A 12,821-nucleotide genomic window follows, 5' to 3' on the forward strand; every position below is an offset into this window, starting at 1 on the left:
GGGCCCGTGAGCGTGGTGTTGCTGGCCGAGGACGACCCGGCCATCGCGGAACCGCTCTCCCGCGCGTTGACGCGGGAGGGCTATTCGGTGCAGGTCGTCGGTGACGGGCCGAGCGCGTTCGAGGCCGCCATCGCCGGGGGCATCGACCTCCTGGTGCTGGACCTCGGGCTGCCCGGCATGGACGGGCTGGAGGTGTGCCGCAGGCTCCGCCAGAGCGGGCGCGGCATCCCCGTGCTGATGCTCACGGCGCGCGCCGACGAGGTCGACTTCGTCGTCGGGCTCGACGCGGGCGCCGACGACTACGTCGCGAAGCCGTTCCGCCTGGCCGAGCTGATGGCCCGCATCCGGGCCCTGCTGCGCCGCCGCGCACCAGGCACGCTGGAGGTCAACGGCGTGCGCGTCGACCTGGCCGCCCGGCGCGTCACGGTCGACGGCGGCGAGATCCAGCTCGCCAACAAGGAGTTCGAGCTGCTCAAGGTGCTGATCCAGCACGCGGGCCAGGTCGTGAGCCGCGACGAGATCCTGTCCGAGGTGTGGAACGACCCCGACCTCAAGGGCAGCAAGACGCTCGACATGCACATGTCGTGGCTGCGCCGGAAGCTCGGCGACGGCACCCCCAACTCGGCCGAGCGCCGCATCGCGACCGTGCGCGGCCGCGGTTTCCGCTTCAACGCCGACTGATGCGCCGCCGGATCCTGCGGGCCATCCTGCTCGCCGTCGCGGTGACGGGCTTCGTGCTCGGCATCCCGCTCGGCTACACGGCGCTCCAGCTCGTCGAGGACACCGCCCGCGGCGCCCTGACCGAACGCGCCCAGCAGATCGCGACGACGCTCGACGACCAGCTGGCGAACCGCCGCGAGATCGACATCGAGGCCGTCCGGATCGCCATCCCGACCGACGGCCGCCTGACCGTCGTGTCGGCGGGCAGCACGCGGGCGGTCGGCCCCTCGCCCGGCAACGACCCGCTGACCGCCGAACTGCCGATCGCGCAGCAGGGCACCGTCCGGCTGGAGATCCCGTCCGGCCCGATGCACACCTCGCAGGCCCAGGTCGCGGGCCTGGTGCTGCTCCTGCTCGCCCTGTCGGTGGGCACCGGCACCGTCGTCGCCCTGGTGACGGCGCAAACGCTCGCGCGCCCGCTCGGCCACGTGGCCGCCCGAGCCTCCCGCCTGGGTGCCGGCGACTTCCGCGCCGACGAGCAGCGCTACAACATCGAGGAGCTGGACGCGGTCTCCGAGGCCCTCGACACCTCGGCCACCGCACTGGCCCGCCTCGTCCAACGCGAACGCGAACTCGTCGGCGACGTCTCCCACCAGCTCCGCAGCCGGCTGACGGCGCTGCAGCTCCGCCTGGAAGCCCTCGCCGAACACCCGGAACCCGACACCGCGGCCGAGGCGCGCGCGGCTTTGGAGCAGGCCGAACGTTTGGCCGCCGTGCTGGACGAGCTGCTGGCGGCCGCCCGCGCGGCCCGTGCGGTGGGCGCCGAACCGCTGGAACTGCGACCCGCTTTGAACGCGATCGCCGAGGAGTGGCGCGAGCAGGTGAAGTCGCAGGGCCGTGCGATCCGCGTACGAGTGCCCGACGGCCTGCTGGCGCGCGCGACGCCCGCCCGTCTGCGCGAGGCCATCGGTGTGCTGCTGGACAACGCACTGCGCCACGGCGAGGGCTCCGTCGTCGTCTCGGCACGTGGCGAGGACGGCACGGTCGTCGTCGAGGTCAGCGACGGCGGCGCGGGCGTGCCGGACGAGCTGGCGGCGCACATCTTCGAGCGCGGCGTGTCCGGTGGCGGCTCCACGGGCGTGGGGCTGGCGTTGGCGCGTGCACTGGTCGACGCGGACGGTGGGCGGCTGGAGCTGTCCACGGCCCGGCCGGCGACGTTCGCGGTGTTCCTGCCGGTGCCGAAGGCGCAGGACGTGGTGGGGATCCCGTGGAAGGCGCCGAGCACTCCGCGCTGAGAGCTAGTGGTGTGTCGCCACTAGGAGTGGCCGAGCTCCTTCTCCTCCTCGATCGACCGCTCCCCGTCCTCGAACGACCGCCCCTTGCGCGCGTTCTCCTCGGGGAACACCCAGTGCTTGTACCCGTACCACCGGAACGCCATCGCGATCAGCGTGCCGATGATCTGCGCGCTCAGGAAGTCCGAGACCTCCTCGGTGAGCCGCGACACGTGCGGCTCCTGGAGGTGGAACAGGTAGCGCGAGACCCACAGCGGCGCCGAGTTCAGCACGATGCCGATGCCGTTCACGAGGAAGAACAGCAGGGCCTCGTGGTGGCGTTCGCGGCCGCCGCGGGTGCGGAACGACCACTCCCTGTTCAGGATGTACGACACGATCGTGGCGACCAGGGTCGCGATGATCTTCGCCGTCACCGGGTTGTTCGGCAGCACGAGCGTCTTGATGCCGAAGAACAGTGCTGTGTCGATGACGAAGCAGGTGCCCCCGACCAGGGCGAACTTGACTAGTTCACGATGCTTCAGCGCGATCGACCGGATCGGCTCCGGGAACCGCGAGATCACTGTTTCGCCTAGGGACACGGGACGAGTCTACGGAGATCGGGTGAACGTGCCGGTCAGGCCGCGCGCCCGCGTCCGGGAACACCCAGCGCCGCATCGCCCAGAACTTGAAGCCCGTCGCGAGCAGCATGCCGATGACCGAGCCGGACGCGAAGTCCGCGATCTCCTCGGTGAGGGCCGAGACGAACGGCGCCTGGAGGCCGAACAGGTGCCGCGACAGCCACAGCGGCAGGATGTTGATGGCCACGCCGAGACCGCTGACCAGGAAGAACAGGGCCGCCTCGTGGTGGCGTTCGCGGCCGCCGCGGGTGTGGAACGACCACTCGCGGGACAGCACGTACGAGGCGATGATCGCCACCAGCACGCCGATGACCTTCGCCGTGACGACCTTGTCGGTCAGCACGGTGAGCTTCAGCGCGTACCAGACGCCGTTGTCGATGAGGAACGTCGTGCCGCCGACCACGGCGAACCGGATCATCTCGCGGTGCTTGTGCAGCAGGAACTGGAGTGGTTCTGGCAACCGGCTCATGGCCCGGCGGACGACTGGCAGCACCGCGCCAGCTTACGGATCAAGGTAACGGTGACTGCCTCCGGGTGTTACCTACCGCGACGCAGAGGTGCACGACCTGCACGTTCCGTGACGGTCGAAGATCAACTTTTGATCAACTCCGCTGCGGAGGGCAGGGCTGCCCGAACAGGTCCGGCAGCAACGACGGCAGCAGGCCACCCCGGTCGCACGGCTCCTCCGAGCGAGGCGGCGCGGTCGGCACCGGTGACGACGAAGGCGGCGTCGTGGGCACCGTCGGCACCGTGATCGTCGGCGGGACCACCGTGGGCAGGCCCGGCACGGTCGGCACCACGGGAACCGTGGGCACGACGGGCACGACGGGAACCGTGGGCACCGTCGGAACCTCAGGCGTACCCGGCTTGGTCGGAGTCGTCGGCTTCACCGGTGGCGTCGTGGTGGTGGTCGTCGGCGGCACGGTGGGCGTGGACGTCGACGGAGGGTCCTCGACCACGGGCGGCCGGTCCGGGTGCCACCGCACGGGCACCGTCACGGACTTGGCCGCGTTGCCCAGCGTCGCCTTGACGGTGACCGACCCGCCCCGGTGCGGCAGCCCGAACGCCCAGAGGGACATCCGGAACTTCCCGTCCTTCTCCAGGTCGGCGACGCAGCGGACCGAGTTCCTGCCCGTCCGCGTGCACTCGCGGTACGCCGTGAAGACCACGATGTTCTCCGACGACGACACGTCGAGCTTCAACGTCCCGGCACGCGGGCCGGTGTTGCGGACCTTCACGTCCACGCGCGGGTCCCAGTACACCTCGTGCCACGTCGACACGGACAGCTCGAAGTCGTCGTTGACCGGCGGCACGTTGACCTCGACGTCGACGTTCACCGAGATCGACGTGCCGGCGCTGATCGTGCCGGTGATCCGGCCGGGCACCGCCTCGTGCGTCGCCTTCAGCCGGAACAGGAACGTCGCCTGCCCGCCGGGCGCGATGCCCTGCGGTGTCACGCACGTGATCACGCCGCTGCCGGCCGGGCAGTTCACGGTCTGGTCCGCCGCGCCGTCGAGCTGGAGCGCCCGTGCGGCGAACGACGACGGACCGCCGGTCGACAGCACGCCCGGTGGCAGGGTCAGCAGCATGCTCGCGGGCTGCGAGACGGTGCCGCCGGTGTTCCGGATGGTGATCGGGAAGTCCTTGGCCTCCTCGCCCGGCGTCAGCGTGTACCCGCTGGGCGTGGTCGGCGTGAGCGACGGCGGCAGGGGCGCGGGCTCCGGCTCCGGTTCGGGCGTGGGCTCCGGGGCCGGCGTGGGCGCGGGAGCGGGGGCCTCGGGGGCCGGTGCCGGGGGCTCCGGCGTGGGCGCCGGGGTCTCGGCCGCAGGCGGTTGCGGGGCCGGCGGGACCGGCGCGGGCGGGACCGGCACCGGCGGCTTCGGGGCCGGGGGCTGCACCTGCGTCACGGCGGGAGGCGGCGGCTCGGCCTGCACCTGCGGCGGGGGCTGCTCGCTGCTGCCGGAGGCCAGCGCGATCACCACGGCCACGGCCACGGCGGCCGCGGACCCGCCGACCGTGACGAGCTGGCGGGGGATCGAGGCACCGACGGCACCCGCGCTGCCCGCGGCCGCTCCGGCGCCGACCACGGCCGTGGTCGTCCCGGAGGCGATGAGGTAGGTCGTGGCACCGACGCCCAGGACCAGCGGGGCGACGAAGATCCGCAGCGCGCCGTTGACGTCCGCGAGCTCCGCGGCCAGCGCACGGCAGCGGCCGCACTCGTCGAGGTGCGTCTCGACCTGCGTCGCCTCGCGCTTGGACAGGCCGGCGCGCGTCCAGGCGCCCAGCCGGTCGACGGTCGCCCGGCAGCGCTCGGCGCCGGTCTCGGCCAGGTGCATCTGGAGGTACTGCTGCTTGAGGCCCTCGCGGGCGCGGTAGGCGAGCGCGGACACGCCATTGGCCGTCAGCCCGAGCAGCGGGGCGACCTCGGCGGGCGACTGGCCCTCGATCTCGGTGTGCCAGAGCACCATCTGCCAGCGCTCGGGCAGCGCGGCGAACGCGCGGGCGGCCATCGACTTCTCCAGCCCGGCGACGGCGGTGTCGCTGAACGCCACCGGCGGCGCGACGTCGGTCATGTCCTCGGTGAGGTCGACCTTCTTGTCGCGGCGGGTCTTGTCGTACGCCGTGTGCCGCAGCGCCGTGAGGAGGTAGGCGCGGAAGGCCGAGTCGGGGCCGCGGCCGGCGCGCAGGGTGTCGAGAACTTTCGCGAAGGCCTCGGAGACGAGGTCGTCCGCCTCGGCCTGCGAGCGGGCCAACTGGCGGGCGAGGTTGTAGGCCGCCGAGACGTGGCGTTCGTACAGCTGGCCGTAGGCGTCGATGGTCCCTTCGCGCACGGACTCGATCAGTTCCGCGTCGCCAGGCCCCTGTACATCTGCAGGAACGGTCGCCACAGTCTTCGTTTCCCTCCTCGCGGCGCTCAGTCTGACTTACGGCGTGCGGAAGAGTCATCTCAATCCCCCGCGCGGGTTGCGTCACGAACAGGGGACGGCTGCGTCTCCCACCTGGAATCGGACGGCGAAAGGAGACCGGGTGGGTGTCGCACAAGCGGAGCGCCTGCTGAAGTCGAGGTGGCGGACCGCCTCCCTGGCCGCCGGCTGGGCGTTCCCCGCGGACTGGCCGCTCGCCGAGGTCGACGACGTGTGCGCGGCGGTGCTCGACGAGGCCGACCCCGGCGACGCGCTCGTGCGGCTCGGCAGAGCCAGAGCCGAGGCGGGTGCCGGGCTCGGCGAGACGCTGCTCGACCTCGCCGCGCTGCACGCCGTCATGACCGACGCGTCGGTCATCGTGTCGCCGGACGTCGACGCGCTCCCGTCGCGGATGCTGCGCATGACGGCGCTGGGCTGGGCGGACGTGGTGACGAAGCAGGCGGGCGACTGCACGGCCGAGAACCCCCTGACCGGGCTGGCGACCGCCGCCTACCTGCGGACGAGGCTGGCCGAGGTGTACCGGGAGACGCCGGTGGCGCCGCTCGACTACGCGCTGGTGCTGCTGCGCCTCGACGTGCACCGCGCGTCCGGGTGGTCGCGGGTCGTCGCCATGACCCTCGTCTCGGACGCGCTGCGCACCGTCTTCGACAGCGGCGAGACCTTGGCGACCCTCGGGCCGTGCGTGGCCGCGGTGCTGGTGCGCCGGGACGAGCTGCTCGCGCGGAGGGTGTCGAACCTGCGGGTGCTGGTGGCCGACCGGCTCGCCGACGACCCGAACGTCCGGCCGGCCGGACCCGCGAAGGTCTGGATCGAACGGCTGCCGGACACGCACGACGAGGCTCGTGCGCTGCTGACCTCGCTCGGGCGCTGACCCACCCCTGTCCCGCGCCCCGCGATCTCCCCGCGTCCCCACCGGGGTGGCTTCCCCCTGCCCGCAGAAGTGTTCTATTGTCTTAGTTCACTAGAACAATCTGGGGAGTGTGCGTGGTCGAGTTCCACGTCGATCGCGGCAGCGGTCTTCCCGCGTACCTGCAGCTGAACCAGCAGGTCAGGGAAGCGATGAGGCTCGGCTGGTTGCAGCCCGGCGATCGGCTGCCGACGGTCCGCGACGTCGTCGCGACGAGCGGCGTGAACGCGAACACGGTGCTCAAGGCCTACCGCGAGCTGGAGCTGGCGGGCCTCGTCGAGGCCCGTCAGGGCTCCGGCACCTTCGTCAAGGGCACCTTGGGGACCGCCGCCCCCGAGGACCTCGGCCCGTTGCGCGACGAGCTCGCCGCGTGGGTCGCGGAGGCACGCTCCGCCGGGTTGGAGGACGAGGACGTCTACGCGCTGCTGCGCGAGGTGCTGAGCGGGGGAACGGGATGAGCGTGGTTGCGGCCGAAGTCTCGAAGTGGGCGTTGCGGAACGTCTCCTTCGAGCTGCCACCCGGCAGCGTCACGGCGCTGGTGGGGGCCAACGGCTCCGGGAAGTCGACGTTGCTGAACGTGCTGGCCGGGCACCTGCCGCCGTACTCGGGGCACTGCGCGGTCGCGGGCCGCGTCGCCTACGTCCCGCAGCACAAGCCGATGTACAAGGGCTTCAAGGTCGCCGACGTGCTGTCGTTCGGCCGCCGCATGAACAGGGTCTGGGACCACGACCGCGCCGACGAGTGGCTCACCAGGTACAAGGTGCCGCGCGGGTTGCAGTTCGGCGACCTGTCGGGCGGCCAGCGCACGCACGTGACGCTGGCACTGGCGCTGGGGTCGCGCCCGGACGTGCTGGTGCTCGACGAACCGCTGGCGGAGCTGGACCCGCTGGCGCGCAGCAGGGTGATGAAGGAGCTGCTGACCGAAGTGAGCGACAACGGCACGACGCTGGTCTTCTCCACGCACGTCGTGGCGGAGGTCGGCGGTGTCGCCGACCGGCTGCTGCTGCTCTCGGGCGGGCGCCTGCTGATCGACGGCGACACCGACGAGCTGCTGGAGCAGCACGTCCTCTACACGGGCCCGCACGCGTCCAAGTCACCGGTGGAAGGACGTGTCGTGCTGGCCAAGCACGGTGTCTCGCAGTCGTCCTACCTCGTGCGCTCCGGCGGCGCGCGGATCGACGAGCCGTGGACGGCGCGGTTCGTGACGCTGGAGGAGCTGGTCGTGGCGCACCTGGAGCGTGCGGCATGAGCGCGCGCTCGATCCTCTGGCTGACCTGGCGTCAGCACCGGTGGGCCGTCGGCGCGGTCGCCCTCCTCGCCCTGGGCGGCGCGTGGGCCCTGTTCGAGGGGGAGGACAGCCGGCGCCAGACGGGATCGATGACGATGCTGGGCTTCCACGCGACCGTCGTGCAGCTCGCGTTCGGCTGCGTGGTCGGCGTGGTCTGGGGTGCGCCGCTGGTCTCCCGTGAACTGGAGGAAGGGACGTACTTCGTGGCGTGGGGGCAGGACGTCACGCCGGTGCAGTGGTTGCGCGGCAAGGTGGTCGTGCTCGGTCTGCTCGCCGCGGTGCTCGGGGCGGTCATCGGGATCGGCGACGGGTACTCCGGCGATCCGCGGTGGACGTGGGGCTTGTTCGAGGCGTTCTGGGCCCTGCAGGCCGGGTACGCGGTCTTCGGCCTCGCCCTGGGCGTGCTGGTCGGCCTGCTCTCCCGGCACGTGGTCACCGCGATGGCCGCCACCCTCGTCCTCTACACGCTGGTGCGGGTGTTCACGGCCGTGGTGGTCCGCGACCACCTGCTGCCCTCGGTGCGGTCGACGACGGACTGGACGAGCATGCCGCAGGTCCCGCCGGGCGCACTGGTGCTGCGCACCGGCTTCGTCGACTCGGACCTCGACCCGGTGGACGTGACGGCGGAGTGCCGGCCCTACACCGCGGACAGCTGCATGCGCAGCTCCGGGGCGGCGTCCGGCCGGTACGCCGACTTCCAGCCGGCCGACCGGATCGGGCTCTTCCAGTTCCTCGAGCTCGGCCTGTTCCTGCTGCTGTCGGCCGTGCTGCTCGCGGTGGCGTTCCGGATCCTGCGCCGCAGCGGCGGCTGGAAGCCGTCGCGCTCCCACCGCCGCATCACCTCCGACGCCGCCGGCCCCGCCGATCCCACCGATCCCACCGATCCCACCGATCCCACCGATCCCGTTGATTCGAGCGAGCCGGAGACGGCCGCAACCCGGGCTGAGGGGTAGCGCGGCTGGCTCTGCTGGTGAGCGCGGGTGAAGCCGCAGGTAGGATGCCTGAACCGTGGACTCCCGTACCCGTCTCCCCGTCGTCGGCATGATCGGCGGCGGGCAGCTCGCCCGCATGACGCACCAGGCCGCGATCCCGCTCGGCCAGTCCCTGCGCGTGCTCGCCGTCTCCGAGAACGACCCCGCCGCCCTCGTGGCCCGCGACGTGGTGCTTGGCACGCACACCGACGTCGACGCGTTGCGCTCGTTCGCGAAGGGCTGCGAGGTCGTCACGTTCGACCACGAGCAGGTGCCGCAGGAACACCTGCGCACGCTCGTCGCCGAGGGCGTGAAGGTGCACCCCGGCCCGGACGCGCTCCAGTACGCGCAGGACAAGCTGAAGATGCGCGTGAAGCTCGCCGAGCTCGGCCTGCCGGTGCCGCCGTTCGCCGAGGTGCACTCCGTGGCCGACGTGCTGAAGTTCGGCGCGGAGCACGGCTGGCCGACCGTGCTGAAGTCGATCCGCGGCGGCTACGACGGCCGCGGCGTGTGGATGCTGAACACCCCCTCCGGCGCCGAGCGCGTCGTCCCCGAGCTGCTGGAGGCCGGGACGCCGCTGATGGTCGAGCAGTGCGTGCCGATGCGCCGCGAGCTGGCGGCCGTGGTGGCGCGCTCGCCGTTCGGGCAGGGCGCGGCGTGGCCGGTCGTCGAGACCGTGCAGTCCGACGGCATCTGCGTCGAGGTCCTGGCCCCGGCTCCGTCGCTGGACGGTGACGCCGCGCAGGAGCTGGCGTTGAAGGTCGCCGAGGCGCTGGGCGTGGTCGGCGTGCTGGCCGTGGAGCTGTTCGAGACGGCCGACGGCGTCGTGGTGAACGAGCTCGCGATGCGCCCGCACAACTCGGGCCACTGGTCGATCGAGGGCGCGCGCACGTCGCAGTTCGAACAGCACCTGCGCGCCGTGCTCGACTACCCGCTGGGCCGCACCGACCTGATGGCGCCGGCCGTGGTGATGGCGAACGTCCTGGGCGCCGCCGAGACCCCGGCGATGGGCCCGGACGAGCGCGTGCACCACCTGTTCGCCCGGTTCCCGGACGCGCACGTGCACCTCTACGGCAAGGAGGAACGGCCGGGCCGCAAGGTCGGGCACGTGACGTTCCTCGGCAACGACATGGCGTCGGTGCGCTCGCGGGCGCGGCTGGCCGCGGACTGGCTGTCCACCGGCGTCTGGTCAGACGGATACGACATTCACGGGAGTGCGGAGTGACTCAGGTTGGCGTGATCATGGGCAGCGACTCGGACTGGCCGGTGATGAAGGCCGCCGCCGAGGCGCTCGCCGAGTTCGGCGTCGAGTACGAGGTCAGCGTCGTCTCCGCGCACCGCACCGTGCAGCGCATGATCGACTACGCGAACTCCGCCGCCTCCCGTGGCCTGCGCGCGATCATCGCGGGTGCCGGCGGCGCCGCCCACCTTCCAGGCATGGTCGCCTCCGCCACGGTGCTCCCGGTCATCGGCGTCCCGGTGCCGCTGAAGTACCTGGACGGCATGGACTCGCTGCTCTCGATCGTGCAGATGCCCGCGGGCATCCCGGTCGCCACCATGGCCATCGGCGGCGCCCGCAACGCGGGCTTGATGGCCGTCCGCATCCTGGCGGCGTCCGACCCGGCCCTGCAGGAGCGCATCGCGCGCTTCCAGGCCGAACTCGAGCAGCTCGTACTAGACAAGGACGCGGCTCTGCAGAAGTCCCTCTGAGTGCTCAACGGCACAGCGGCGGCGCACGTGAACGGGCGCTAACATCGTGCCGAGTACTCGCTACCGGGAGGTAACAAGGTGAACCCGAGCTTCGGCACCTACCAGCTCGCCGAGGAGCACGAGGCGCTGCGAGAGGCCGTCCGCTCGCTCGCCGAGAAGGAGATCAAGCCGTTCGCGGCCGAGGTCGACGAGAACGAGCGCTTCCCGGTAGAAGCCCACAACGCCCTGGTCAAGGCGGGCTTCGCGGCCGTCCACGTCCCCGAGTCCTACGACGGCCAGGGCGCCGACTCGGTCGCCACCTGCATCGTCATCGAGGAGGTGGCCCGCGTCTGCGCGTCGTCCTCGCTGATCCCGGCCGTCAACAAGCTCGGCACGATGCCGATCCTGCTCTCGGCCTCCGAGGAACTGAAGCAGCTCGTCATGCCGTCCATCGCCTCCGGCGAGGCGATGGCGTCGTACGCCCTGTCGGAGCGCGAGGCCGGCTCGGACACCGCCTCGATGCGCACGCGTGCCGTCCTGGACGGCTCGGACTGGGTGCTGAACGGCACCAAGTGCTGGATCACCAATGCCGGCGAGTCGTCCTGGTACACGGTGATGGCCGTGACGGATCCCAACGCCGCCAAGAAGTCCGCGGGCATCTCGGCGTTCGTGGTGCACAAGGACGACCCCGGCTTCTCGGTCGGCCCGAAGGAGCGCAAGCTCGGCATCAAGGGCTCGCCGACCCGCGAGATCTACTTCGAGAACTGCACGATCCCGGAGAACCGCATCATCGGCGAGCCCGGCACCGGCCTGAAGACGGCGCTCCGGACGCTGGACCACACCCGCCCGACGATCGGCGCCCAGGCCGTCGGCATCGCGCAGGGTGCGCTGGAAGCCGCCGTCGCGTACGTCAAGGACCGCAAGCAGTTCGGCAAGTCCATTTCGGACTTCCAGGGCGTGCAGTTCATGCTCGCCGACATGGCCATGAAGATCGAGGCAGCCCGGCACATGGTGTACGTGGCCGCCGCGAAGGCGGAGCGCGGCGAGCCGAACATCGGCTTCATCACCGCCGCCGCCAAGTGCTTCGCCTCCGACGTGGCCATGGAGGTCACCACCGACGCCGTCCAGCTGTTCGGCGGTGCCGGGTACACGCGCGACTTCCCCGTCGAGCGGATGATGCGCGACGCGAAGATCACGCAGATCTACGAGGGCACGAACCAGATCCAGCGCGTCGTCATGTCGCGCGCCGTCCTGAACGGCTGAGTTCGACACGAAAGGGGAGCCGGGTGCACCGGCTCCCCTTTCGCATGTCCGGCCTCAGGCCGCCACGCACGTCCCGATCGCCTCGCCCACGGCACCCTGCGCGCCCAGCACGCACGGCGACTCCGGCGTCAGTGACTTGTCCGAGAGCTGCTGCGCCCCGGCGAGTGCCGCGTTCGCCATCTGTCGGAGGCTTCCGCTGCTCGCCGCGGCCCTCATCGCCGCCGAGCGGGCTTCGTCGGTCGTGCAACTGAGGTCCGTGCCGGCTTCTTCGACGCGAGGCAGCCACAGGACGACCGGGGGAACCGGGTGCACGGTCGGTGACTACTGTCCGCCAACCACGCCCTGGTCAGAGGGTTGCCAGGACCTCGCCCAGGCGCTCGTAGCTGCGGCCCGCGCCGTCCGCCATGCCCGTCGCCAGCACGATGTCGCGGACCTCCTGCGACACCAGCGTCATGGTCGAGGTCATCGTCGTGCGGCCGTCGACCTCCTCGAACGTCACGGTCGTGATGGCGGGCGGGTTGTCCTCGAAGTGCTCGGTGTTCACGATCCGCGAGAACGGCGTGACCTCGGTGTACTCGCCGTGCATCTCGAACGCGCCGGAGCCGTCCGGCTGCGCCCAGCCGTAGCGCCACTTGCCGCCCACGCGCAGGTCCACCTCGCAGATCGGCATCTCCCAGCCGTCGGGGCCGAGCAGCCAGCGGCGCAGCAGCTCCGGCTCGGTGAACGCCTTCCAGACCAGGGAGGCGGGCGCGTCGAACGTGCGCGACATCGCGATCTCCGTGTCGGACGGGAGCGTCACGGACGTGCCGAACTTGGTGGTGGTCATCGGTCTGTCTCCTTCATCTCGGTCAAGAGCGCGTCCAAGCGCTGGTAGCTCGCGTCCCAGAAGCGTCGGTAGTTCTCGGCCCACACGGCGACCTCCTTCAGCGGTGTCGCGTCGAGCTGGCAGGGGCGCCATTGGGCTTCCCTGCCCCTGGTGATCAGGCCTGCCTTCTCCAGCACGCGCAGGTGCTTGGAGATCGCCGGGCCGCTGATGTCGAACGGCTCGGAGAGCTCCTTCACCGTCGCCGGACCCTCCGTCAGCCGCGCGAGGATCGCTCGGCGGGTGGGGTCCGCCAGTGCGGCGAAGGTGGCGCTCAGCTCGTCCATCTCTTACCTAACCACTTGGTTATCTAACCTCTGGGTTAAGTAAGCCGCGTGGCGGCGTCTT

At 71.4% G+C, this 12,821-nt stretch carries 15 protein-coding genes; 9 read left to right on the forward strand and 6 right to left on the reverse strand.

The window, feature by feature from the left end:
• Nucleotides 1–6 precede the first annotated feature (6 nt).
• Nucleotides 7–681: a response regulator transcription factor gene (locus tag VF330_RS04860; RefSeq protein WP_330850266.1), complete on the forward strand. Its 675-nt coding sequence runs from the start codon at nucleotides 7–9 to the stop codon at nucleotides 679–681.
• Entirely contained in the window at nucleotides 681–1,955 is a 1,275-nt protein-coding gene (locus tag VF330_RS04865) for an ATP-binding protein (protein WP_330850267.1), read from the forward strand. The genes VF330_RS04860 and VF330_RS04865 overlap by 1 nt, the downstream gene beginning before the upstream one ends.
• Nucleotides 1,956–1,975: 20 nt before the next feature.
• On the opposite strand, the gene VF330_RS04870 is transcribed toward VF330_RS04865, so the two are convergent.
• From VF330_RS04870 to VF330_RS04880, 3 genes are all read right to left on the reverse strand, one after another.
• On the reverse strand, nucleotides 1,976–2,530 hold the full coding sequence (locus tag VF330_RS04870) for a GtrA family protein (RefSeq protein WP_330850268.1): 555 nt from the start codon (nucleotides 2,528–2,530) through the stop codon (nucleotides 1,976–1,978).
• On the reverse strand, nucleotides 2,460–3,059 hold the full coding sequence (locus VF330_RS04875) for a GtrA family protein (protein ID WP_414675338.1): 600 nt from the start codon (nucleotides 3,057–3,059) through the stop codon (nucleotides 2,460–2,462). The genes VF330_RS04870 and VF330_RS04875 overlap by 71 nt, the downstream gene beginning before the upstream one ends.
• A 112-nt stretch (nucleotides 3,060–3,171) precedes the next feature.
• Nucleotides 3,172–5,400 (reverse strand): sigma-70 family RNA polymerase sigma factor, encoded by a 2,229-nt coding sequence (locus tag VF330_RS04880; RefSeq protein ID WP_330850269.1) that lies wholly within the window; start codon nucleotides 5,398–5,400, stop codon nucleotides 3,172–3,174.
• Between the two features lie 196 nt (nucleotides 5,401–5,596).
• Here VF330_RS04880 and VF330_RS04885 point away from each other — a divergent pair, with 196 nt between their 5' ends.
• From VF330_RS04885 to VF330_RS04915, 7 genes are all read left to right on the forward strand, one after another.
• A complete protein-coding gene (locus tag VF330_RS04885) occupies nucleotides 5,597–6,364 on the forward strand; it encodes a GGDEF domain-containing protein (RefSeq protein WP_330850270.1) in 768 nt (255 codons plus the stop codon).
• 113 nt (nucleotides 6,365–6,477) lie between these two features.
• On the forward strand, nucleotides 6,478–6,858 hold the full coding sequence (locus VF330_RS04890) for a GntR family transcriptional regulator (RefSeq protein WP_330850271.1): 381 nt from the start codon (nucleotides 6,478–6,480) through the stop codon (nucleotides 6,856–6,858).
• Nucleotides 6,855–7,649: an ABC transporter ATP-binding protein gene (locus VF330_RS04895; protein ID WP_330850272.1), complete on the forward strand. Its 795-nt coding sequence runs from the start codon at nucleotides 6,855–6,857 to the stop codon at nucleotides 7,647–7,649. The genes VF330_RS04890 and VF330_RS04895 overlap by 4 nt, the downstream gene beginning before the upstream one ends.
• The gene (locus VF330_RS04900) at nucleotides 7,646–8,641 is read left to right on the forward strand and encodes a hypothetical protein (protein ID WP_330850273.1); all 996 of its coding nucleotides are present in this window, start codon (nucleotides 7,646–7,648) and stop codon (nucleotides 8,639–8,641) included. The genes VF330_RS04895 and VF330_RS04900 overlap by 4 nt, the downstream gene beginning before the upstream one ends.
• Before the next feature lie 55 nt (nucleotides 8,642–8,696).
• On the forward strand, nucleotides 8,697–9,884 hold the full coding sequence (locus VF330_RS04905; protein ID WP_330850274.1) for a 5-(carboxyamino)imidazole ribonucleotide synthase: 1,188 nt from the start codon (nucleotides 8,697–8,699) through the stop codon (nucleotides 9,882–9,884).
• On the forward strand, nucleotides 9,881–10,369 hold the full coding sequence (gene purE / locus VF330_RS04910; RefSeq protein WP_330850275.1) for a 5-(carboxyamino)imidazole ribonucleotide mutase: 489 nt from the start codon (nucleotides 9,881–9,883) through the stop codon (nucleotides 10,367–10,369). The genes VF330_RS04905 and purE overlap by 4 nt, the downstream gene beginning before the upstream one ends.
• 78 nt (nucleotides 10,370–10,447) lie before the next feature.
• Nucleotides 10,448–11,611, forward strand: coding sequence for an acyl-CoA dehydrogenase (locus VF330_RS04915; protein WP_330850276.1), 1,164 nt, complete (start codon nucleotides 10,448–10,450; stop codon nucleotides 11,609–11,611).
• 54 nt (nucleotides 11,612–11,665) lie between these two features.
• Here VF330_RS04915 and VF330_RS04920 read toward each other — a convergent pair whose 3' ends face one another.
• The 3 genes from VF330_RS04920 to VF330_RS04930 form a co-directional block, all read right to left on the reverse strand.
• Nucleotides 11,666–11,791: a hypothetical protein gene (locus VF330_RS04920; RefSeq protein ID WP_330850277.1), complete on the reverse strand. Its 126-nt coding sequence runs from the start codon at nucleotides 11,789–11,791 to the stop codon at nucleotides 11,666–11,668.
• A 166-nt stretch (nucleotides 11,792–11,957) separates the two neighbouring features.
• Complete coding sequence (locus tag VF330_RS04925) at nucleotides 11,958–12,437, reverse strand: SRPBCC family protein (protein WP_330850278.1); 480 nt, start codon at nucleotides 12,435–12,437, stop codon at nucleotides 11,958–11,960.
• Nucleotides 12,434–12,760 (reverse strand): metalloregulator ArsR/SmtB family transcription factor, encoded by a 327-nt coding sequence (locus VF330_RS04930; protein ID WP_330850279.1) that lies wholly within the window; start codon nucleotides 12,758–12,760, stop codon nucleotides 12,434–12,436. The genes VF330_RS04925 and VF330_RS04930 overlap by 4 nt, the downstream gene beginning before the upstream one ends.
• Nucleotides 12,761–12,821 lie beyond the last annotated feature (61 nt).

The sequence above is a fragment of the Lentzea sp. genome (assembly GCF_036380075.1).
Taxonomy (GTDB): domain Bacteria; phylum Actinomycetota; class Actinomycetes; order Mycobacteriales; family Pseudonocardiaceae; genus Lentzea.

Coding starts and splice junctions, on each gene's coding strand:
- VF330_RS04865 (WP_330850267.1), top strand. CDS start 681: ATGCGCCGCCGGATCCTGCGGGCCATCCTGCTCGCCGTCGCGGTGACG.
- VF330_RS04895 (WP_330850272.1), top strand. CDS start 6,855: ATGAGCGTGGTTGCGGCCGAAGTCTCGAAGTGGGCGTTGCGGAACGTC.
- VF330_RS04900 (WP_330850273.1), top strand. CDS start 7,646: ATGAGCGCGCGCTCGATCCTCTGGCTGACCTGGCGTCAGCACCGGTGG.
- VF330_RS04920 (WP_330850277.1), bottom strand. CDS start 11,791: ATGGCGAACGCGGCACTCGCCGGGGCGCAGCAGCTCTCGGACAAGTCA.
- VF330_RS04925 (WP_330850278.1), bottom strand. CDS start 12,437: ATGACCACCACCAAGTTCGGCACGTCCGTGACGCTCCCGTCCGACACG.
- VF330_RS04930 (WP_330850279.1), bottom strand. CDS start 12,760: ATGGACGAGCTGAGCGCCACCTTCGCCGCACTGGCGGACCCCACCCGC.